We start from the raw sequence: 23,127 nt of genomic DNA on the forward strand, positions 1-23,127 counted from the left end.
GGTGCGTTCGATCGCGCAGGTCACCACCGCGGTCGCCGGTGGGGATCTGAGCCAGAAGATCCGGGTCGACGCACGCGGAGAAATCCTGGAACTCAAGGAGACCATCAACACGATGGTCGATCAGCTGTCCGCCTTTGCCGACGAGGTCACCCGTGTCGCCCGCGAGGTCGGCACCGAGGGCAACCTCGGTGGTCAGGCGACCGTACGCGGCGCCTCGGGTACCTGGAAGGACCTGACCGACAACGTCAACGTCATGGCGTCCAACCTGACCAATCAGGTGCGGTCGATCTCTCAGGTCGCGACGGCGGTGGCCCGCGGCGACCTGAGCCAGAAGATCAACGTGGAGGCGAAGGGCGAGGTCGCCGCGCTCGCCGGCGTCATCAATACGATGGTCGACACGTTGTCCGCGTTCGCCGACGAGGTCACCCGCGTCGCCCGCGAGGTGGGCACCGAAGGCATGCTCGGCGGGCAGGCTCGGGTGCCGAACGTGGCGGGCACCTGGAAGGACCTGACCGACAACGTCAACTCGATGGCGAACAACCTGACCAATCAGGTCCGCAACATCGCCCAGGTCACGACCGCGGTCGCGCAGGGTGATCTGACCCGCAAGATCGATGTGGACGCGCGCGGCGAGATCCTCGAGCTGAAGACCACGATCAACACGATGGTCGATCAGCTCTCCGCGTTCGCCGCCGAGGTGACCCGGGTGGCCAGGGAGGTGGGGTCGGAGGGCCGTCTCGGTGGGCAAGCCGAAGTCGAAGGCGTATCGGGGACGTGGAAGCGGCTGACCGAGAACGTGAACGAGTTGGCAGGCAACCTGACCCGCCAGGTTCGCGCCATCGCGGGGGTCACCAGTGCCGTCGCGGAGGGCGACCTGACCCGGTCCATCACCGTCGAGGCGTCCGGCGAGGTCGCGGAGTTGAAGGACAACATCAACTCGATGGTGGAGTCGCTGCGCGAGACCACCAAGGCCAACCAGGACCAGGACTGGCTCAAGACCAACTTGGCCCGCATTTCGAGCCTGATGCAAGGGCAACGGGACCTGCACGTGGTGGCCGAGCTGATCATGGACGAACTGGCACCGCTGGTTTCCGCACAGTTCGGCGCGTTCTATTTGGCCGACGACACCGCCGCGCCGCCGGAGCTGCGTCTGATCGGCTCCTACGGCAGCCCGGAGGAGCCGGACAGTCCCACCCGCTTCACTTTCGGCCAATCTCTGGTCGGCCAGGCCGCGCGCAGCCGCCGCACGATCGCGGTGGACTCCGTCCCCGGCGACTACGTCACGATCTCCTCCGGGCTGGGGCAGACCGCCCCAGTCAACCTGCTGGTGCTGCCGATCGTGGTGGAGGACCAGGTGCTCGGCGTGATCGAGCTGGGCTCGCTGCACCGCTTCACCCGCATTCACCAGGACTTCCTCGACCAGCTGATGGAGACGGTCGGCGTCAACGTCAACACGATCGTCGCCAACGCCCGCACCGACGAGCTGCTGGGTGAGTCGCAGCGGCTGACCTCGGAGTTGCAGGCCCGTTCGCAGGAGTTGCAGGTTCGCCAGGAGGAACTGCAGCGGTCCAACGCCGAGCTGGAAGAGAAGGCGGAGCTGCTTGCCATGCAGAACCGCGACATCGAGGCCAAGAATCTCGAGATCGAGCAGGCTCGCCAAGAGCTGGAGACCCGCGCCCAGCAGCTCGCCCTCGCCTCGAAGTACAAGTCGGAGTTCCTGGCCAACATGAGCCACGAGCTGCGCACACCACTGAACAGCCTGTTGATTCTCGCTCAGCTGCTGGCGCAGAACCCGGCTCGCAACCTCACGCCCAAGCAGGTGGAGTACGCAGGCATCATCCACTCGGCCGGTTCGGATCTGCTGCAGCTGATCAACGACATCCTCGACCTGTCGAAGGTGGAGGCGGGCAAGATGGACCTGACCCCCGAGCGAGTGCCGTTGCGCAAACTGCTGGACTACGTCGAGGCCACCTTCCGGCCGATGACCACTCAGAAGGGTCTGGGATTCCGGGTGAGCACCGCGCCCGAGTTGCCGCTCGAGTTGCTCACCGACGATTCCCGACTGCGCCAGGTGCTGGGCAATCTGCTGTCCAATGCGGTGAAGTTCACCGAGACCGGGTCGGTGCAGCTGCGCATCAAACCAACGCAAGCCGACGACGTGCCCCCCGTCGCGCGCCGCCACGGCCCGACCCTCGCGTTCGAAGTGATCGACACCGGCATCGGCATCGCCGAACATCAGCTCGAGTCGATCTTCGGTGCGTTTCAGCAAGCCGACGGAACGACCAGCCGCAAATACGGCGGCACCGGACTCGGCCTGTCGATCAGCCGGGAGATCGCCTATCTACTCGGCGGTGCCATCACCGCCGACAGCACCCTCGGTCAGGGCAGCACCTTCACCCTGTACCTGCCGATCGCCCGACCGGATTTCCAGCAGGCGCCACACCACGACGAAGACACCCGGCAGCTCCAGGACGGCACCCCGCAGCAGGCTGTCCTCGCGACCTCCCCGCGGCAGCGCAGGCTGCTGATCGTTGAGGAACGTCCGCAGGGACTGTTGTCCCTGGTCGCACAGAGTGCGGTCGCTGATCTCACCGACGGCAACGACCCGCGCGGTCCGGTGCAGATCGTCGCCGCGGTCGGCGCGGAGGAGGCGGTAGCGGCGCTGGCCGTCGACGCGTTTCACTGCGTGGTCTTGGAGTTGGATATGCCCGACTGTGCCGCACTGCGATTCCTGGAGACCATGGACGGGGATGCCGCGATGCGCGGTGTGCCGGTACTGGCCCACAATCGCCGGCTCGACGCCGAGCAAGAGCGGCTGCTGCAGCAGCTCACCGCGAACCGGCCGTTGGAGCTGCTGTCCAGCCTGGACGAACTGCGCGAGCGGATCGTCCTGCACGTCACCGCCGCCGCACCGGAAGATGTGCTGCCCCTGGTGCGCCGCGAGGACGCCGTTGCCGCGGCGCCACAACGCCCGGAGGGCAAACTCACCGGCCGTACGGTGCTCATCGTCGACGACGACGCCCGAAACCTGTTCGCGCTCAGCAGCATTCTCGAACTGCACGGCATCAACGTGCTGCACGCCGAGAACGGGCGGGAGGGAATCGACACCCTGCTCGCCCGCGCGGAGACGGACCTAGTCCTGATGGACGTCATGATGCCCGAGATGGACGGCTACGCCGCGACGGCGGCGATCCGCCGGATGCCGCAGTACGAGGATCTGCCGATCATCGCCGTGACGGCCAAGGCCATGCTGGGCGACCGGGAGAAGTGCCTCGCCGCGGGCGCCAACGATTACGTCACCAAACCGGTCGACGCGGACGCTCTGCTCGCCTGCATCCAGCACTGGCTCGACGCCTGATGACCGCCTCGAACACCGCTGACGACACGACTCCCGGCAACAGTCCAGCCGAAGGGCCTGCGGTCAACCGCCTCGCGGCCACCGTCGAGCGGCTGCGCAACGAGATTCAACAGGCCCAGGCCACCGCCGACGGCCGTGCGCTGATCGAAATGGCCAAGGGCGTCCTGGTCGAACGGTTGCGGTGCGGGCCGACCCAGGCGGCGCAACAACTCGAGGTGCTTGCCGCGCAAGCGGGTGTCACGCCGTTGGAGCTGGCCGCGGAGGTGGTGAACCAGGCCGCACAAGACAAGGTCAGTGCGGCAGCGGGCGAATTCCTGCTACGTGCCGCCGCACCGGGCGATTTGTCGGCCGCGGTACGGCTGCGCACGGCGGAGAGCGGGTTGCTCGCCGCCGGTGATACCCAGCGGGTGGCCGAGGCGCTGCTCAACCACGCGCTTGCCCCGCTCGGTGCCTCGGCGGCGGCGATTTGGGCCGCAGGTACCGACGGATCGCTCTCGCTGCGCGGTTTCGTCGGTATCAGTGCGCACGAGGCTCAGCGGTGGCGATATGTGCCACCCGGGGTGGCCACCCCGGCTCGGCAGGCGCTGACGGAACGAAACACGCTATGGATCGAGGACATGGGCTCGTCCCGGTTGCCCTCGATCGGCGACCGCGATGGTGGCCGGGTAGCGATCCCGGCGGGCACCAGCGGCAAACTGCTCGGCGTGCTCGAGGTGTGCTGGCCGCAACCGCTCGAACCGCAACGGCCGCAAATACAACGGCAGCTGGAGGCGTTGGCCGAATTGTGCGCCCACACCTTGGAATCGGACCTGGCCGGTGCGCCGGTACCCAACGGGCCCGACGTCGCCGACCTCGTCCGGCTGGCGGAGGCGCTGTTCGACTCGGTCCTGGTACTACTGCCCCATTTCGACCACGACGGTGCCGTCAGCGACTTCCGCATTCATCACGTCAATTCCCGCTTCGTCGATTTGGCGGGCCGCCCCCGCAGCCGGATAAACGGCGCCCTGCTGCTTGAGGCGTACCCGATGGCGGCAGGCGCAGGCCAGATATTCGAATTGATCGAGTATGTCTTCGCCACCGGAGAGACTTACCGCGCCGACCGGGCGGTGCTGACCGAACTGGTCGACCAGATACCACTGACCGTCTCCGCGGCACTCAGTATCAGCCGCCACGGTGACGCAGTGCTCATGGTGTGGCAGGTCGAAGACGAAACAGTGCGGCTCGCGGCGCTGCTCCAGCACGCGCAACGCCTCGGCCGCGTCGGCGGATTCGAGGAAAACCCCGACATCGGTGAAATCACCTGGAGCAGCCAGCTATTCGACCTCTACGGGCTGGCACAGACCGCCAACCCGATCCCGCTGCGCCAACTACCCGACCACGCGCACACCGACGACGCCGACGCGGTCCGACGGTTCCTGCGCACCGTCCTCCGCTACGGCAACGCCGCCTCCACCGCGTTCCGCCTGATCCGTCCGGACGGCGTAACTCGCCATATTCGGATCATCGCCGAGCCGGTACTCGACGCGGTAGGGCATCTGCTCGCCATCCGCGGTGCCTACCAAGACATTTCGGCACAGCACTGGACCGAGGTCGCGCTGTCGGCCACCCGGGATCAGCTCGCCCACACCGAGCAACACGCCGCCGAGCAGAGCCGCCTGGCGCGCCAACTCCAGCAGGCGATCATGCCCGCCGCGCAGCCGTCCATCGACGCATTCGGGCTGCACATCGCGGTGCGCTACCAGCCGACCGAACAGGACCACCTCGTCGGCGGCGACTGGTATGACGCAATCGTATTGCCCTCCAAGCAGATTCTGGTCTCGGTCGGCGACATCACCGGCCACGGCATCACCGCGGCCACCGACATGGTCGTGCTGCGCAACGCGCTACGCGGTCTCGCCGCCACCGGAGCGGGCCCCGGCCAACTGCTCACCTGGCTGAACCTGGTAGCCCACCACCTGACCACCGATATCTATGCCACCGCCATCTGCGGCCTCTACGACCCGCAGACGCGCGTACTGAGCTGGGCCCGCGCAGGCCACCTTCCCCCCGTGCTGGTCCGCGGCGGGGAGGCGACCGCCTTGCCGCTGCTCAACGGAATAATCCTCGGCGCGCTGGCCGAAACCACCTATGAAGAAGGCGAACTCCAACTGGAGCCCGACGACGTCCTGCTGCTCTACACCGACGGCCTGATCGAACGCCGCGGGCGGCACCTCGACGACTGCGTGGAACGCCTACTCGCAGCGTCGGCTCGCTTCAGCGGCAGCCTCGACGACCGCCTCGACGACCTGCTCCACAACAGCGACTCCGACACCGACGACGACACCTGTGTGGTGGGGATTCAGGTGGGACCAGGTCTCGCACCTCCGAGCGGCTCGTAACCTGGAAGCCCGGGGTGAACTTTTCCCAGGTCTGAATGGTTGGTGTCGGGCAACGCGAAGCCGGTTTGGCGCAGCAGTCTGCGCAGGTATGCGGTCAGCTCTACAGGTTGTAGGCCGTCGGTTGCGTCAGATGCAGCGGGTTCCATCAGCAGGTGGTGGATGATGGCGCCGTTGAGCATGTCGAGCAGTATCTCGAGGTCGGCGGTCTGGGAGAGGATGCCGGCATCCTGGGCTTGTTGGAGCAGGACTCGCGAGCGTTCGCGCCGGGGCAGTACATGGTGGTGCCAGTAGGCGTTGAGCAGGGCCGGGTGGCTGGGTCCTGCTCCGAGCAGTCGTGCCGCGAGCAGGCGATACTTGGGGTCGGCGAGGGCCGCGCCCCAGTGGGGCAGCAAAGCTTCGATCAGGTCGGGTAGTGCCGTGGCAGCGATGCTCGTTGGCACGGGGGGAATGTCTGCGCGGGCCTGCTCGATGGATTGGGCCAGTAAGTCCTCCTTCGACTTCCACCGTTTGTAGACGGTGACCTTGGCGACTCCGGCGCGTTTGGCGATGGCTTCCATGCTGGTGTTGTCGATGCCGCGTTCGATGAGCAGGTCGGCGGCGGCGCGCAGGATGGCGGCGTCGGCGTTGGGATCGCGAGGGCGTCCCGGTCCTTCGCGTCGTGGCTTCTCTGTGCTCATGTCCTGATCCTGGAGTAGAGGGTGTCGGCGAACCACTTGTGTAGCGCATCCGGATCGTTACCGCGCCAGGCGAGGTGCCCGTCGGGACGGGTCAGCGATGCGGGGTGCGGTGCGGTTGGGTCGGTCAACACTGTGAGGTTTGGGCCGAGATGCTTGCCTGCCACGCTTTCCAGCGCCGCGGTAGACGCGTCGGGGCGGGCCAGGAGCACCCAGTTGGGTTGCAGTTCGACAGCCAACGTGGTCGAACCGCCTTCACTGCGCATGCATTCGCGATCGGGTACGCGGTCCCCGGGGCGCGGCGCGGGGCCTCGACGGCTGCCCAGTGGGCCCTTCCGGTAGGTCACCCACAGCTGGGATGCGGTACGTGTCGCCTGCTGCTGCACCCTCGGGGAATTGAGAAGCGGGATGAAGATCCGGTCCCGCACGAAACGCGCCAGAATACCTTCTCCGACAAGAATTTTCGTGTTCGTGGTGGTGGTGCGGAGCACGTCGGCGGCTAGTGGCCGCCGCTCGGCGGTGTAGGTGTCGAGCAGTTGCGCGTCCGCGCGACCGCCGACAACCAGGGCCAGTTTCCACGCCAGGTTCTCGGCATCACCGATTCCGGTGTTCATGCCCTGCCCGCCGATCGGGCTGTGGATGTGGGCAGCGTCGCCGGCGAGCAAGATGCGACCGGACCGGTAGTCCACGGCGAGTCTGCGGTGAATCCGGAACACCGACGTCCACACCGCTTCTCGGATACGCACCCCGTTCTCCCCGGCCCGTTCGGGCAGCAACTGCTCGAAGCGGGCGACGATTTCCGCGGCCGAAAGATGTCGATCCGCAGCTGGGATATCTGCCATGAGCCGCCACCGGTCGCCAGAATCGCCGTTGGCACGCATGGGAATAGCCAACAGCAGACCGCTGCGGTGATAGAAGCCCGCCGATGTGGAGCGGTCGCGGTCCCAATCGGCGTTCACATCGGCGAGCAGGAACTGCTCCACCACCGGCACGCCGGGGAACTCGATTCCCGCGGCGCCGCGCACCACGCTGCGCGCTCCGTCGCAACCGACCAGCCAATCCGTTCGCAGTCGAGTCCCGTCCGCGAATTCCACCGTCATGCCGTCGGTGTCTTGGATCGCGGCGGTGACCGTCCGGCCCCATTCGATGTCCACACCCAGCTCGGTAAGCCGTCGCCGCAACTGTTCCTCGATCTGAGCTTGCGACACGAACAGTGCCTGCACCGACTCGCGGCCGTCCGGTGCGAACCGCATCGTCGCGAGAGGACGCGACCGCGCATACATCCGCATACCGACCGGAGCCAACGACCTGTCCCGCAGATCACCCATCGCACCCAATCGCTGCAAAACCTCCACACCACGCGCGTGCAGGATATTCGCTCGCGATGTCACCGCCGGACCGCTCATCGCGTCGACAACGCGAACCGCTACTCCTTGCGCGGCCAAGCCGCACGCCAGCACCAGCCCGGACGGGCCCGCTCCGACCACCAATACAGCTGCTCGTTCCATTCCAACCCCAATTAGCATACGACTACGTTTGCGTATGCTAATTGGGGTTGAGGTTCTTGGTCAACCGGCTGAGGACAACCCTCTCCCTTGGGTATAGATGCACCCTCGTGGTGCGGAGTCGCTCCGGCCGGTGCGGTCTTCCGCACTATCGGCAGGTGATAGACGGTGAAGTGGTCGATCGACGGCCGAGCCGGGTGTGCGTGCCGTGGTTTGCCGGCCCGCACACCCGGTTCTTATGGCATCAGTGCCCGTGACCGCCGGTAAGTTCGCCGACCGTCACGGTGTCGCCGCAGGTGGATGAGGCGAAGTAGCCATCGAGATTGCCTTGCACGATGGTCTCGAACAGTGGCGTCGACTCGATCGCCAGCGCCTGCACCGACAGTGCGCCGGTCGCTGTCCGGGTCTGCTTGTTGAAGGTGACGTCGATCAGGCCCGGCACGCTGATCTTGAAGTTCGGCGGCGGGCTGGCCGGGATGTCGGTCTGCTTGCCGTTGATCGTCACGTGCGCCCCGGTGAGGCTACTGGTTGCCGTGGTGCCGGAAGCGTCTGCGCGGCAGCTGGATTCGAGCGAATCGGCGACAATGGTGAGCACGCCGCCGGGCAGGTCGATGGACGGATGGACATGGAAGAGATCGATGCCGAGTTCGGTCAGTTTGGCCTTGGCCCAACTCGCGCCCGTCGTGCCGTCGCCATTCGAGTCCGATTCGCCGCCGCCGACCACGACCAGGTCATGGTGGGTGTCGACCAGCGAGGCATGGGTCGGGCCCTGCGGGTAAGCGGTGGTTCCGATCGGGCCGTGGTTGACGTCGTGGGCACTCAGGTACCAGCCGAATGCGGTGGACTGATGCTGGATCGCGGCTGCGGCCGGACCGGCGGTGGCGGCGAGAACGCCGGCCGTCGCGGCAAGACCGACGACGGTGGCGCCGACGCGCTTGGTGAAGGAAGCCGTCTTCATCAGTTGTACCTTTCATAGATCAGTTGATTTGCTGATGCATTGCTGGAACGGCTAGAGGTTTGCACGGAATTAACAAAGCCGTCAATAGATAAATGCATAAGATCCGCTCGAATCTGACGTGCGTCAGATCACATATGCGCCCGGTAACATTCCCATCCGCATGGCCGATGCCGGGCGCAATCGATGATCAATCGAATTGACCTATTTCTCGATCAGCGTATTTGGGCGGCTAATAAGTTGGACGCCTGACCGAATAGCACTGCGAGCAGGCACGACCACAGTCGGCGATCCGGCATTCCAGAGCAATCTCATGACGACGCAGCGTTTCGCAACGAGACCTGCTATCCAACCATCTCGACACGCACTGTTAACCATTTATCCAGCAATAACTACCTAATAGCTAGTTGCATGGGGAATATCTGACTACGCGAGTATTTCAACCTGCGGCCCGAGCGACCACATCGGCGATGCGGGCCCGGAACGCGGTCGGCGCGAATGTCCCCGCGTGCCGGCTGATCGCCGCCGGATCGTAGCGCGACGTGTCGAAATCGCGGATCAGGCCCGCCATTCCCTCGACCACGGCTGTGTCGTCACCGAATTCGACGTACTCACCCGTGCGGCCGGGGCGGACGGTGTCCAGCGCGCCGCCCTCCCCGACCGCCAGAACCGGTGCGCCACAAGCCATCGCCTCCACCGGAACGATGCCGAAGTCCTCGACTCCCGGCATGAGTACGGCGCGGCAGCGCCGATACATGTCCAGCAGGACGTGATCGGGCGCGGCGCCCAGGAAGGTGGTTTCGGATCCTGCGATCGACTCGAGGTGCTGGCGGTGTCTGCCGTCGCCGAGCACCACCAACCGGCCGCCGGCGCGCTGCACCGCGCGGATCGCGAGGTCGGCCCGCTTGTAGGGAACGAGCCGACCGGCGAACAGGAAGAAGTCCTCGCGCGGGATCGACGGGTCGGGGGTGAAGCGGTCGATCCGCACCGGCGGATTGACGACGGTGGCGGGCAGGCCCCACCAATCGCGCACCCGGTCGGCGACGGCGTGCGAGTTGGCGATCACGTGCGCCAGCCGCGGGGCGGCCCGCAGCTCGGCGCGGCGCGCGAAATGGCCCAGACCCGCCAGCGCCAACTGTCCCGGCTTGCCTCCCGCCTCCTGGGCGCGAAATACCCCGTCCCAGGCCCACCGTGCCGGACTGTGCACATAGGCGATCACCGGTGCGTCGGTCGCGAAGACGGCCTGCGTGGCGAACGCGTGATGGCTGACGACGACCACGTCGAAGCGTTCGGCCAGTGGCAACCGGCGCAGTGTCCGGGGCACGAAGGGCAGCAGCGGTGCATGCGAGCCGCCACCGATCGCGGCGTGGGCCCGGCTGAGCCAGCTGTGGTGAATCGAAACACTCTGACCCGCACCGGTTTCCGCAGTCCCTTCGGCGCGTCGCACCGATCCGACGGCCGCCGCGAGCGAGCTGTGCCCCTCCCGGCTGACGATCGGCGCGAATACCGCCGCGCCCGGCCAGGTTTTGATGAACTCCGCGACCACCGCTTCGGATCCACCGTATTCGGTGAATCGCTCGTGCACGAGGGCGACCCGTGGCGCTGTCATGAGATCTCCGTTCAGGTGCGCGGCAGCGCGATGATCTGCCGTGGTGCGGCGGTCCCCCGGATCGCGGGTGCGACCGGTCGGCCGGCCAGAAGTCCGGTGACACTGCCTTGTTCGAGTGCCTGCCGATAGACGATGGCGGCTGCCCGGCACGCCTCGACGGTCGCGTCGATGTCGTCGTCGGTGTGCGCGGCGGAGGTGACGAACGACTGCCCGAGGACACCGCGCGCCAGCAGCTCCTGCAGGAACAAGGTCCGAAATGCCTGGGACGGTCGGCCTTCGGGATTCCGGGTCAGGTAGATCAGGCAGGACGGCCGCCCTACCACCTGCAGGTAGTCGGCGATACCGAGCTCGGCGGCGATCGTGTTCACCGCTCCGGCCAGGCGCCGCCCGGCCCGTTCCATCTGCCCGACCGGATCGCTGTTCGTATACGCGTGCACCACCGCGCGGAAGGCCGCCAGCGCGGCGGTCTCGGCCCCGTGCGTGGTCGACAACAGGAACACCCGCTCCCGGTCGGTCCGCAGTCCGCCCAGTTCCATGAACTCGCGTTTACCGGCCAGCGCCGAGATCGGGAATCCGTTGCCCATCGCCTTGCCCCAGCACGACAGGTCCGGACGCACCCCGTACACCTGCTGCGCGCCACCGGCGGACCATCGGAAGCCGGTGATCATCTCATCGAAGACCAGCAACGCACCGTACCGATCGCACAGAGCCCGAACTCCTTGCAGATAACCGGGTTCCGGCTCGGCCAGCGCGGTGGCCGCCTCCATGATCACGCACGCCACCGGCACCGCGGCCAACACCTCGGCGAGTGCGCAGAGATCGTTGTAGGCGAACTTCACCGCGGCGGCGTCGTCGGTGCCGCTGTTCATCTCGGTGGTGCCGATGAACCAGTCGTCGATGGAGAAGAACGGCTGATCACACACCGCCACCACTGCGCGCCCGGTGGCGGCGCGGGCCAGCCGGACCGCCGCGGTGGTGGCGTCGGAGCCGTTCTTGGCGAACTTCACCATGTCCGCGCCCGGCACCAACGACAGGAAGTCCTCGGCGGCAAGCAGTTCCAGTTCGGTGGGCCGGGAGAAGTTCACCCCGTCGGCGATGGCGGCGGTCACCGCGTCGAGCACCGGGCGGTAGCCGTGCCCGAGCGTCACCGACCGCAGACCCATGCCGTATTCGACGTATTCGTTGCCGTCGCAGTCCCAGACGTGACACCCATTGCCCCGCAGCAGCACCGGCGCCATCTCCTCGGGATATTGATCGGCCCCGCGGGCATAGGTATGCGCGCCGCCGGGCACCAGATCGTGCAATCGGGCCTGAAGCGCGTTGCTGCGCGCAAAGTTACGTTCGGTAGTCGGCACGCTCGTGCCCCTCTCGCTCAACATCCGCGTTCGGTGAATGCTTTGAGGTACCCACCGGACTGGCGCAGGTACATCCACGCCCAGAACGCGGGCCCCGACGGACTGGGGCTGGCGACCATCGTCACCTCGCCGCTGAAGCACTTCTCGACGATGTACCGCGCTCTCGACACATGCGGGGTGAAGGTGACGACGATGATGTGGTGCCAGCCGAATTGCTTTGCCCTGCGCCCGATCTCCTGTGCTTCCCCCTGCGTCGTCCACGGGTCCGGCACGAAACAGCTGACTTGGAAGTCGAAGCGGCCGTCGCAGTACTTGTCCATGGCGGGATCGTCGGCACCGGTGGAACGCGAAATCAGCAGTTGCCGCGCATAACCGCGCCGCGCGAGATCCAGGCCGAGGTCGAATCGTTCGTAGGGCGTGCCGCCGAGCACGACGATGGCGTCGGCGGGACGCAGCGGATCCACCTGCGGTCGCACGTATACCGGCCAGCCCAGTGCGACCACCGCGGCGACGACGGCGATCAACGCGCCCGCGCCGACGAGCATTCGCCGATACGTGCGCCTCGGCCGCCGGGTGTCGGGCGGCGCGACTACGACCGTGTCGTGCATGCCATCACCTCGTCGGCCTGTTCCGGCCCAGCGCCGCTGCGGTGACCGCGCCGGAGGTGGATACCGACAGCCGCCAATATCCACCGTCGGTGTCCTTCAGCACGATCCCGCCGTCGCTACGCTCGGAAAGCCAGGCACCACTGGCCAGCACGGCGGCCGATACCGCGCCGCCGGCCGCCTGCACCTGCAGGACGTCGGTGTCGGGGCCGCCCGCTTGAGCGACGGTGGTGCCCGCGAGCCGCGCACCCAGCATCCGATCGCGCCCCAGCACCTGCCAGCCGCCGGGAAAGACCCTTGGATCGATATCCCGGCCCGAGCTCGAAATCAGGTTCACCGCAGTGCCTTCCGGGCACCCTCGGTAGTCGATGCGCAGCTCGGTCGGTGGCTTGTCCAGGTCGGGGTCGAACTGCACGTTCGCCAGATACGGCTGACGGCAATACAACAGGTCGAGGCAGACGGTCCTGGCCGCGATCTTGCAATTGACCATGCCGAACTGGGCAGGCCCACCGCGTTCGGGGCTGCCGATCGACAACGCCGTATCGGCGCCTTCGAACCAGACGTTGGTGAACCACCAGGCATTGGCGGCGCCGTCGACGAGCACGTGCCGGTCGGTGGTGCGCGGATCGGTGTCGGAGACGAATTCGACGTTGCTCGCGGCCAATCCGGCATTGTGGTCGTTGCCGGTGCCCAGCACGCTGACCCGGTTGTTGGTGAATTTCGACGAGGTCACATAGTTCTGGATGCACGAGGTCACCAGGCCGTAGCCGAAATTGTTGATGTCGCAGTTCACGAATGCGGTACCGCCGGTGTTCTGGTCCAGCACGACGCCGCGTTGTTCGACGTAGCGCGGGAAGTTGCTGCTGAGGTGATTGCCGCGCAGCACCACCGATTCGAAAGAGCACCGGAAACATTCGGACAGCGATACCGCGGTGACGGTCGGGTTGGACACGAAGACGCCGACGCGGGTGAAGCGCACTCGCTGCCGCTTGTGCAGCGCGATGAGCGTCTGGTCGCCCGCGTAGTTGATCATGCTGATGTCGCCGCCGTCACCGAGAACTGTGGCGTAGTCGGGTAATTCGGGCCAGGCCGTCACCAGATACTGCCCGGCGGGTAGATACAGCACCAGCGGTCGGTCGCCGACGTCCGCCGCCTTCGCGATGGCGGCGGTGTCGTCGGTCTGCCCATCCCCCACCGCGCCGAAATCGCGAACGTTGCGGGCCGCGGGTGCGTCGGTCACCCTCGGTGACCGGAACTCCGGATCGGAGTCGGTCGGAGCTGCGCACGCGGCCAGTGGCACTGCGGCGGCAAGGCCGAGCGAACCGGCCAGCAGCCGACGGCGATTCACCGCGTCATCGAGCCCACCCGATACTGTCATTTTCGCCACCTCGCGATCTGCTGCCAGGGCGAGTCGGCCGGTCTGGAGACCGCGATGACGCCGACCATGGACGAACCGGCGGAGCCGAATGTCGCCAGCGCGCCGCGCACCTGCGCCGCGGTGCTGGTGCCGAGTTCGACGACGCCGACGGTCGCGTCGGCTCTGGGCACGATCGACAGCACGTCCGCGGCGGCGGTGACCGGCGCTACCTCCACGACGACATAGTCGAAGCCGCTCCGCAGGTCCGCCAGGATCACGCCGAAGCGTGCGGTGGTCAGCGCGTCCGGGGTTTCCGCGTCGCTAGACCCCATCGGCAGTATCTGAATACCGGTGTCGGGCAACAGCACTACCGCGTCGTTCAACGCGACGCCGCCACGCAACAGCTCGGCGAGCCCGGGACCGGTGTGCGCGAGCAATTGGCTGGAGCTGCCCGAGCCGGTGGTGTCGGCGTCGACGAGCACCACCCTGGCGCCCGCGTCGGCGAGCGACCGGGCCAGCCGGACCGCGATGTCGGGCGCCGACCGCGGTGAGAGACTGGTCAGCACAATAGTTTTCGGTCTCTTTCCGGCGCTGGCACCGGTCAGGCGGGCGCGCAGCCGCCGCGTCTCCCCCACCTCTCCGGGCAGACCGACGTCGAGAATTGCCAGAATCGGCACCGCGGGCGACGCTTCGCCGGTGGGCCGAACCGTACCGGCCAGGACCGCCTCCAGATCGTTGGAGGTGCGCAGCCTGCTGTCGGTGCGATCGCGCAGCAAGGCCGCCGCGAATCCCAGTGCGAGGCCCGCCAGCAGGCCGAGGGCGAGTAAACGGGTACGCCGGGGTCCGGTGGGCGCGGTCGGCAGCTCGGCCCGGTCCACCACCGCGACCCGAGCGGCGGGCGCGGCGCCGAGCTGGGTGGTCTCCAACTCGTCTACCAGGCGCCGGAATTGAGCCACCACGGCGTCGGCGAGGTCGCGGGCCTCGACGGCAGTGTCACCGGTGACAGCGATCTGGAGGATCGCGGTCGCCGGCGGCGAGCTCGCCGAGATCCGGCCGCGCAGCTCGCCCGCGTCCATTCGGAGGCCGCGATCGTCGATGACGCGTTGCGCGACGGTGGCGCTGGTGAGCAGGTCCAGATACGACCGCACTCGTTGTTGAGCGGCCAAACCGCCCTGGTACGAGTCGTTGACCGAGGTCCCCGTCGACATCGATACGTACATGCTGCTCGACGCCCGGTACGTCACGGGAATTGTCTGCGCATACCCCGCCGCGGCCCCCAGGCACACCAGCGCCGCGACGGCAATGATGATCCAGCGCCGCCGGACGATTCGCCAGTACTCCATCAAGCCCATTGGCCAGTCCTTTGTGTCACGGGGACAACGGATTCGGCCCGCTCCCACGATTGGTGCGCCGACGGCCGGCCGCGCGCACCGCGGTACCAGCCCACCAGCAGATAGACGAACCACACCAGCACGACGGCCTGGAGGTACTTGCCGAGCATCTCCATGCTGCCGAGAATTCCGCGCTCGAAGATGACCGGTATCTCGATGAGCGCCAGCCCCAGCACGACGAGCGCGATATGACGCGAGTACAGCGCTCGCGCCCAGGCCACCAGCAGCAAGAAGGTGAATCCGGCTCCCGCCACGATCCCCGGGTAGCCACCGAGCAGGTAGCCCTCGCTGATGCCGCCCTCGGCCAGCGACACCGATACCTGCGTCATATCCACCGAGGCACCCCGGACCTCGGCGGCCCAGGCGGTCCCGGATCGCAACTTCGGCTCGCCGAGCAGCTGCGCGGGAATCAGGCTCCGCACCGCGTTCTCGGCCGCGTGTCCCGGTGACAACCACGAGCCGGGTGGCGTGTAGTACACATCGGTCGCCGCCTCGAGCAGATCGAACCGGCGCAGCACACTGAGCATCGGACGAACGCCGGCGGGGTAGGCGGAGTCGGTAACGGCGGCATCGGCCTGCACCTCCCCGCTCGCTTTGAGCGACTGGAGCCAGCCGAAGCCGCCGATACCCATCAGCGAGACCAGCACAATGGCAACGACTTTCGTCCGGGTCCAGCCGCCCAGCGCGAACCGCACTCCGATCGCCAGCGCGGCGCCCATGATCGGCGTCTTGGACTCGACGGCCATGGTCCAGAGCAGTTCACCGGCCAGCAGCAGGCCCACGGCGAGCGCGGTTGCCCGTGCCCCCGCGAGCCGGACGAAGACGATCAGCCCCACAGCGCCGACCGTGCCGAGCATTGTCACGAATGTCAGTGCCGGACTGCTGCTTTCGACCTCACCGGCCTTTCCGGCGGTGCCGGTGGCGAGCATGGCCAACCGGCCGAGCGCGCCGAGGCAGTACAGCACGCACAGCGTCGGCAGGAAATCCGGATCCCCGGCGATCGCGGCATCCGGCCTGCGACGGCGGCGCACCCAGAATGCCAGCGCGACAACGAAACCCGCGTACACCCACAATCCGAACACGACGGGGCGCAACACCATGGCGATGCCGTAGTCGTAGCCCAGCGCGGCCAAGCGCGGGTCGGCGACGTTGTCACCGAAGCGTGGTTCGGGCTGCACCCATAGCAGCACAACAGGTCTGACGAGATAGGACATCGCCCAGTACAGCGCCTGCGCGATCAGCAGGACCCTGGCAACACCGGGGATGACCGCGGCGGCCACGACCATCGTCACCAACGCCCCGGCTATCGCCATCAGTTCGGGAACGGCGCCCGTCATCGGGTGTCTCCCGCGGCAAGTCGCAGTGACCGCGCGACAGTCTCGGGTTCCTGCGCGGCGAACTCAGGTGAGCGCATCGATGATCTCCTCCGCTCGGTCGACATAGCGGTGCCGCTCCCCGGTAATACGCCGGTATCCCGCCGCCGCGACCCGCTCGGCCGCGTCCGGGCGCCGCGCGCACCAGTCGAGGATCTCGCCGAGCTCGGCTCGATCGGAGAACAGGAAACACTCGGTCCGATCGTCGAGCAGCTCGGCATGCTCGTCGGTCCGCTGGCCAACGAAAAGCCCACCGGCAGCTGGTATTTCGAACGACCGACAGGTGTGCGTGTCCCGGTTATCGGAATTGAGCAGCACCAGGTTCGCGGTGATCGATGCGACGGCCGCGGCGAAACGCTGGCCGTACACCGCCGCACCGACCTCGGCCGAGGTGGCGCGCAACGGTGGTACCCGCCGCCAACCCGGGCCCCGCACCAGGAACTCGCGTCCGTACTCGCGGGCCAGCTCGATCATCAGCTCGGTGCGGTCGGGCCTGCGGGCCCCGATGAAGCCGGCCAGGAATCGCTGGGCGCTGCGACGCGCGGTGGGATGATGCCAGGCCGGATCGTAGGCGCTGCGCACGAACTCGACCTTGCGCACGCCCCTGGCACGGAGTTCGGGCACGTTGTGGCGCTTGGTGGTGACAACCAGATCCCACCCGGATTCGTGCGCGAGATAGTCGGGGCTCGTGTTCGCAGGATTCGACACATCGTCGGGGCTGTAGTGGACGTGCAGGGCGGCGGGTGTATCGAGCAGGCGCCGCTGATCGAGGTGGACCGCCTTGAAGGCGAACTGCATGTCGGGCTTGAATCTCGCAGTGGCGCTTTCGATCCGATCGTGCACAGCCGCCGTCGTCCAGGGCGCCCGCCGACCGGCCGCCTTCGAATACAGCCAGCCGGGCGACAGCCGCGCGGGCAGCGTGACCGGGGTGGAGTCGATCACGACCACCTCGTGCCCGGCCTGCCGGAATCCGTCGGCCAGCGATCGGGCATTGCTGCCCACCCAGTCGTCACCGATGTAGAGGATCTTCATCGCACCCACTCCTCCGCGACCAGGCGTGCCGCACTGCCGCGCCGCTCCCGCACGACCAGCTGGCGTATCCGCACCAGGTACCACAGCGCCACGGTGAATTCGGTGAGCACCGTGCCGTACGCCAGCGCCCACACCGAGTTGTTCCGGAAGGCGACGGCGAGCGCGGACGCCGCCACACAGGTGCCGATGATCGCGCCGATCAGCACACCCGCCGTGTCCTGCCGGACCGGCAGCAGTGCCGTGGTGATGAACGACGTCACCGTCATCGCCGGCAGGATCAGCACCTCAACCCGCAGCAGCGCGACCGTGCCGGTGAATCCGCTGCCGAAGATCAGCTGGATCAGCGTCGGCGCCAGCACCCACACCGCCGCCGCCGCGAGACCGGCGGCGCCAACGCACGCCGTCAGCACCTGCACTGCGTTGCGCCAGAACTGATCGTGGGCTCCGCGCTGCGCCATCCGGGGCAGGAATGCGAAACCGATGGTGTCGAGCAAGGATTGGATCGCCCGGACCAAACGGTCACCGGCGGAGTACAAACCGAGCGACGCCGCATCGAGCACCGCCGCGTAGACCACCGGGGCACCTTGGCCGTAACCGGTGACCAGCATGCGGGACACGAACACCGGGGCCCCCATCCGCAGGATCGCCCGCACCGCGCGCGGGCGGGCAGGCGGCCCGAACCGGTGCCACGCATCCACCCACGTCGCCGCGACCGGCACGGTGGCCGAGGCGAGCAGGCACAGCAGCGCGACCGACGCGCTCGGCCACCGCGGCAACAGCACCACCAGCAACACGAGGTAGACGATCCGGCCTGCCCCCTGATATGCGGCCGATGCGCCGAACCTGCCCTGCCCGATCAGCAGCCAGTCCTCCGAGATCGACCAGAAGCCACCGGCGAACAGACCCAACAGCACCATGTGCAGCTGCGCAGGCACGCCGATCAGCAGGCTCGTCACCAGTACCGCGCCGAGGCACCCGAGAACCGTCAGCCGGATGGCCAGGTAGCCGCCGCGCATCTGGCCGAGTTTCGTTGCGTGCGTTCGCAATTCGGGAACTCGTGCGGCGAGGAAGGACGTGATACCCAGGTCCACCGCCAGCGAGCCCAGGAAGTATGCAGACATGCCGATCGCGAGCAGGCCCAGGCCCGCGGCGCCGAGCACCCTGGCGATGATCGGCAATGTCACCACAGTGATGAGGTACTGGCCGTACTTGCCGAAGCTGACGAAGCCGATATCGCGCAGCACGACGGCGAAGTCGCGCCATCGGCGCGGGCGCGAGGTGCCTGCGTATCGGACACCGGTGTCGTCGATGTCAACCACGATGCGCCCGCACTCTCGTGGCCAGGAAGTTCGCGGCTGCCCGTGCAGATTCGGTGATGTCGAACGCGCGGGCCGTCAGTTCGCCTGCCGCGGCGAGTGCGGTGCGCAGTGCGGGATCGGCAATGAGGGTATCCAGCGCGGTGGTGAGCTGTGCCGGGTCACCGCCGTCGACCAGCAGGCCGTTCACCCCGGGTTCGATGATTTCCGCGGGACCGCCCGGCCGAGTGGCGATCACCGCGCAGCCCGCCTGTATGCCCTCCACGACGACCTGGCCGAAGGGTTCGGCCAGTACCGAGCAGTGCACCAGAATGTCGGCCTGGCGCAGGTAGTTCCGCGGATCGTCCACATGGCCGGTAAAGGTCACATCCAGTCGCAACGTTTCGGCCAGCCGCACCAGCTCCGCCCGGTACGGCTCTTCACCGAAGTGGCTGCCGCCGACCAGAAATACTTGGCGCGGACGGACTTTCAGTTGCGCTATGGCGCGCAGAAAGACATCCTGCCCCTTCCATCGGGTCAATCGGCCGACCACAGCGACGATCACCTCGTCGGGCGGCCGCTGCGGTGACCGGGCGACCGGCGCCGGATCGGCCTCGACCCCGGGGTACACCACCGCCACCGGCCTGCGCCAATTGATCAGCGAACTCGCGGTCGACCGGCTGTTGACCAGATATCCGGCACTGACGAGCCAGCCGAGCAGCCGGATCACCCCGGCGAGCGGGCGCCCGAAGTATTGCGCCGAGATCCGGTCGTGCACCGACCAGATCAGCGGGACGCGCGCTCGCCGGGCGGCCACCGCACCCATGAGCATGGCCTTGGTACTCCCCGCGACCAGGACATCGACCTCGAGCCTGCGCGCCTTCGAGCCGAGCCTGCAGCCCAGCCGCACCAGCCCGACGCCGCCGACGAGCAGACGCCGGACACCTGCCGCGTCGATCGTCATCGAACGACTGTCGAAGTGGTTGGGCAGCACCAGTGTTCGGATGCCGCGAGCCCGAAACCGGCGGACCATCGGACCGTTCTCGGTGAACATCATCACGGGTTCGACGGCCCCCGGGTCCAGCGCCGACAGCAGGCGCATGGTGGCAAGCTCGGCCCCCGACGGCGCCGCGGTGTGCGAGAGGAACAGCGCGCGGATCATCCGCGTAACTCCGTGTACAGCGCATGGTGCCGGTTGGCGGCCACCGCCCAGGAGAACAATTCGGCGTGCGCGCGGCAGCGGTCTGGCGCAGGTAGCGCTCCGTCCAAGGCCGCAACGATCCGCGCCGCGAGCGCCTCGACATCACCGGCGGGCACAATCAGTGAGGGATCCAGCCCACGCACCGAATCTGGCAGCCCGCCGCAATCGGTGACGATCGGCGCTCGACCGCTGGCCAAAGACTCTAGGGCGATCAGTCCGAATCCCTCCAGTGCCACCGACGGCACCACCGTGCACTCGGCCTGCTCGTACCGGGCGGCCAGCTGGTCGTCGGTGAGCCGGCCCGCAAAGCTGATGGATCGCTCCAGACCGCTCGACCGCACCTGCGCACGCAGTTCCGCTTCGGCGGTCCCCGTTCCGATGATCAACAGCCTGGTGCCGGGGTGCGCGGCCAGCACCGCGGGCCAGCCCTGGATCAGCCGGTCGATGCCCATCCGGCGCTCCAGCCGCCGGATGCACAGCACGACACGCTCCCCTGTCCCAGTGCGCCGCGGTGCTGCGGTGAAGCGGTCGAGATCGACACCGGGCGCGATGATTTCGATCCGTTCCGCGGGGACCCGGTAGTCCGCCACCAGCGCATCGCGAAAGTGCTGGGACAGCACCACGAATCGTTCGGCCCCCGCATAGCGGACCCGCTCCACGACGTATTTGGCCCGCGCGATCACTTCGGATGCGCCTGCCATCCGACTCTCCGCCGCCCACGGGCCATGAAAATGAACGACCAACCGATTACCCTGCCGCGCAACAACTTTCGAGGGGCCATACAGGCAGAAGTGTCGATCGAGAATAGCGAGGCGGGCAGTGCCGCCCCACGCTGTGCCATGGCCCGCCATGACCGATCTGCTCGCGCGGTGCAGCGTGGAGCCCCCGATCGGTCCCCACGATCGGCCACCGGGTGGCGGGTCGCCGAACGCCGCCGCGGACACCTTCGTACCCGGATGCTGCCGCAAGGCGGCGAACAGATCGGTGAAGTACCGGTTGAGTCCGCCGGGCACCGACCCGAACCATTCGGCCCCGGTCATGTGGACGTCGACCGGCTGGGTCATGTCCGTCTCCTTTCGGAGTGGCCCCGGGCAACGAGGTCCCCGGTCACCGCCCTGGCCCGCACATTCGCCCGATGCAGCGCGGTCCGCAGCAGACGCCCATCGGCGGCCAGCACATCGCGGTAGCCGATGTGCTGCGGGTATTCGCCCGCGATCCGGTGATGGAAGCGGAACAGCTCGACCAGTTTGCTGACCGTCGAGGTCTGGCTGCACAGGTTGAACGTCGAATTGCGCCAGGCGGCAAGGACTCCCGCCATCCCGAAGAACTGGCCGATCGACGCGATCCGTGCGAAAAGGTCCACGTCCATCGGGAACACCAGGTCGCCCCGGATGCCGCCGACCCGATCGAAGTGCTCGCGACGGAACATCGCCGCGGCCGTCGGACCGAATTCGGCGGGGCCCTCGCGCACGATCGTGCGCAGGACCACTCGTGCGGGGTGGGCACCCACCAAGCCGGGTAGGCCTAATCCCGACTCGACCACGGTCCCGCCTTCATCGATCACCTGAAACTTGGCGGAGCTGATGGAGACAGCGGCATCGGCCATGACCTCGAGCTGTGCGGCAAGCGATCCCGGTAGCAGGACGTCATCGGCGCACACCACTTTCACCAGTCGTCCGGTCGAGCGTTGGATGCTGGCATTCCAGTTCGCACCGATCGGGAGCACCACGTCGTTGCGGAAGATCCGCACCCGCGGATCGTGGAAGGACCTCGCGATAGCCTGCGTCTCGTCCGAGCTGGCGTTGTCCAGCACGACGAGTTCGAGCTCGAGATCCTGATCCAGAATCGACTGCATGGTCGCCGCCAGGGTTCGGCCAGCGTTGTAGGCGGGCACGCAAATGGACAGGTCGGTCATCGGCGCAATCCCTCAGCAGGTCGGTCGTATTCGGCGGACATCCAGCGGCCGGACAGTTCCGGGAAACGGGCTTCGAGCTCCGGCAGCAGATCCGGCAGGGTGAGCAGCACTCGATCGGGGCGCGCCGGCACCAACTGCGACGGCGAGATGATCGGGACATCGGTACCCGGCATCCGCCTGCCCTGCTTGGCGGGTGACGCGTCGGCAACCGCTCGCACCAGGCCGCGGTGGATACCGGCGAGGCCGAACAACGCGACCGCTCTGGACGCCGCACCATAGCCGTAAACCACTCGGCCACCGGCGCTTTCCTGCTCGAGTCGGCGGCGCAGCGAATCCACGTGCCGGTCGGCGGCAGACTGCAGCTCGCCGACCACCACCGGATCGGTGAGTCCGGCTTCTGCGGCGAGGACGGCGCGCACCGCGGCATCCGGCTCCCGCACGCCGTGCACGGCCGCGATCAGCACGGTGCCGCCGTACAGATCGAACTCCCATGCGGTCGCTACGCTCATCCCGGCCGCGCGCAGCAACCACCGCAGCGTCGTCAACGAGTAGTAGGCGAAGTGACCGTGGCGCAGGGCATTCCACTGTGACTTCCGGACGATCGCGTGCAGCGAGTGGAATTGCAGCAGCAGCACGCCGCCCGGCGCCGTGGCCTCGGCCCGCCGCATGAACGCGGCGCGCTGGTCGGGCTCGTGCATGATGCCGAAGCAGTCGAGCACGACGTCGGCTTGTTCGGCCACCGTGCGGAAACCATGCTCCGTCAAGAGGGGCAGCCAGCTGCCGCCGTGCGGGCTGCCGAATTCACGCACCGTCGCGCCGGATAACCAGCCGTCGGACCGGACGCGGGCGACGGCGGCGGCGGCCTGATCGCGCAGGGCCAGCGGTTCGATACCCCGCGGTTCCGCGGTATGAGTGTCGTCCTCGGCGAGCTGCGCCAAGCCGCAGGTCACGCACTGGTCCATGGCCAGCGGGTATGCGGCCTCGTCCGGCCGAACGAGCGTTTCGGCGGGCGGGAAGTCATCGGCGGCGGGCATCGCGCCCAGGTCGAGAACTCGGCGCAGGTCAGTTTTCCCGCACGCTCGGCAGCCGTTCATCGACGGCCTCCCGCCGAAGCGCGAATCGGA

General features: G+C 67.5%; 17 protein-coding genes. 2 read left to right on the forward strand and 15 right to left on the reverse strand.

Annotated features, from left to right (window positions below; all coding sequences use genetic code 11):
* Both NN4_RS24135 and NN4_RS24140 read left to right on the forward strand, forming a co-directional pair.
* Positions 1–3,358: hybrid sensor histidine kinase/response regulator (locus NN4_RS24135; RefSeq protein WP_147135602.1), on the forward strand; the 3,358-nt coding region annotated here is incomplete at its 5' end.
* On the forward strand, positions 3,358–5,736 hold the full coding sequence (locus tag NN4_RS24140; protein ID WP_147135605.1) for a SpoIIE family protein phosphatase: 2,379 nt from the start codon (positions 3,358–3,360) through the stop codon (positions 5,734–5,736). The genes NN4_RS24135 and NN4_RS24140, both read left to right, overlap by 1 nt.
* Here the strand turns inward: NN4_RS24140 and NN4_RS24145 are convergent.
* From NN4_RS24145 to NN4_RS24215, 15 genes are all read right to left on the reverse strand, one after another.
* Positions 5,697–6,413: a TetR/AcrR family transcriptional regulator gene (locus NN4_RS24145; RefSeq protein WP_147135608.1), complete on the reverse strand. Its 717-nt coding sequence runs from the start codon at positions 6,411–6,413 to the stop codon at positions 5,697–5,699. The genes NN4_RS24140 and NN4_RS24145 overlap by 40 nt on opposite strands.
* Complete coding sequence (locus NN4_RS24150; protein ID WP_147135611.1) at positions 6,410–7,918, reverse strand: FAD-dependent monooxygenase; 1,509 nt, start codon at positions 7,916–7,918, stop codon at positions 6,410–6,412. The genes NN4_RS24145 and NN4_RS24150 overlap by 4 nt, the downstream gene beginning before the upstream one ends.
* Positions 7,919–8,159: 241 nt before the next feature.
* The gene (locus NN4_RS24155) at positions 8,160–8,873 is read right to left on the reverse strand and encodes a choice-of-anchor P family protein (protein WP_147135613.1); all 714 of its coding nucleotides are present in this window, start codon (positions 8,871–8,873) and stop codon (positions 8,160–8,162) included.
* A gap of 436 nt (positions 8,874–9,309) precedes the next feature.
* On the reverse strand, positions 9,310–10,479 hold the full coding sequence (locus tag NN4_RS24160; RefSeq protein ID WP_147135616.1) for a glycosyltransferase: 1,170 nt from the start codon (positions 10,477–10,479) through the stop codon (positions 9,310–9,312).
* Positions 10,480–10,490: 11 nt separating this feature from the next.
* Positions 10,491–11,834 (reverse strand): glutamate-1-semialdehyde 2,1-aminomutase, encoded by a 1,344-nt coding sequence (locus NN4_RS24165; RefSeq protein ID WP_371865695.1) that lies wholly within the window; start codon positions 11,832–11,834, stop codon positions 10,491–10,493.
* 17 nt (positions 11,835–11,851) lie between these two features.
* Positions 11,852–12,442, reverse strand: coding sequence for a YdcF family protein (locus NN4_RS24170; RefSeq protein ID WP_147135622.1), 591 nt, complete (start codon positions 12,440–12,442; stop codon positions 11,852–11,854).
* Positions 12,443–12,446: 4 nt separating this feature from the next.
* Positions 12,447–13,817, reverse strand: a complete 1,371-nt coding sequence (locus NN4_RS24175) for a glycosyl hydrolase family 28-related protein (protein WP_147135626.1) — start codon at positions 13,815–13,817, stop codon at positions 12,447–12,449.
* Positions 13,814–15,148, reverse strand: coding sequence for a polysaccharide biosynthesis tyrosine autokinase (locus tag NN4_RS24180; protein ID WP_147135629.1), 1,335 nt, complete (start codon positions 15,146–15,148; stop codon positions 13,814–13,816). The genes NN4_RS24175 and NN4_RS24180 overlap by 4 nt, the downstream gene beginning before the upstream one ends.
* Positions 15,139–16,524: a hypothetical protein gene (locus NN4_RS24185; RefSeq protein WP_147135632.1), complete on the reverse strand. Its 1,386-nt coding sequence runs from the start codon at positions 16,522–16,524 to the stop codon at positions 15,139–15,141. Before NN4_RS24185 ends, NN4_RS24180 begins: the two co-directional genes overlap by 10 nt.
* 63 nt (positions 16,525–16,587) lie before the next feature.
* Positions 16,588–17,592, reverse strand: coding sequence for a CgeB family protein (locus NN4_RS24190; protein WP_147135635.1), 1,005 nt, complete (start codon positions 17,590–17,592; stop codon positions 16,588–16,590).
* Positions 17,589–18,836, reverse strand: coding sequence for a lipopolysaccharide biosynthesis protein (locus NN4_RS24195; protein WP_186818612.1), 1,248 nt, complete (start codon positions 18,834–18,836; stop codon positions 17,589–17,591). Before NN4_RS24195 ends, NN4_RS24190 begins: the two co-directional genes overlap by 4 nt.
* 67 nt (positions 18,837–18,903) lie before the next feature.
* Positions 18,904–20,049 (reverse strand): glycosyltransferase family 4 protein, encoded by a 1,146-nt coding sequence (locus NN4_RS24200; protein WP_147135638.1) that lies wholly within the window; start codon positions 20,047–20,049, stop codon positions 18,904–18,906.
* Positions 20,046–21,128, reverse strand: coding sequence for a glycosyltransferase family 4 protein (locus NN4_RS24205; protein ID WP_147135780.1), 1,083 nt, complete (start codon positions 21,126–21,128; stop codon positions 20,046–20,048). Before NN4_RS24205 ends, NN4_RS24200 begins: the two co-directional genes overlap by 4 nt.
* Positions 21,129–21,148: 20 nt before the next feature.
* On the reverse strand, positions 21,149–22,003 hold the full coding sequence (locus NN4_RS24210) for a glycosyltransferase family 2 protein (RefSeq protein ID WP_147135641.1): 855 nt from the start codon (positions 22,001–22,003) through the stop codon (positions 21,149–21,151).
* Positions 22,000–23,097: a class I SAM-dependent methyltransferase gene (locus NN4_RS24215; protein ID WP_147135645.1), complete on the reverse strand. Its 1,098-nt coding sequence runs from the start codon at positions 23,095–23,097 to the stop codon at positions 22,000–22,002. The genes NN4_RS24210 and NN4_RS24215 overlap by 4 nt, the downstream gene beginning before the upstream one ends.
* Between the last annotated feature and the right edge of the window lie 30 nt (positions 23,098–23,127).

Source organism: Nocardia ninae NBRC 108245 (assembly GCF_007990755.1).
GTDB classification, from domain to species: domain Bacteria; phylum Actinomycetota; class Actinomycetes; order Mycobacteriales; family Mycobacteriaceae; genus Nocardia; species Nocardia ninae.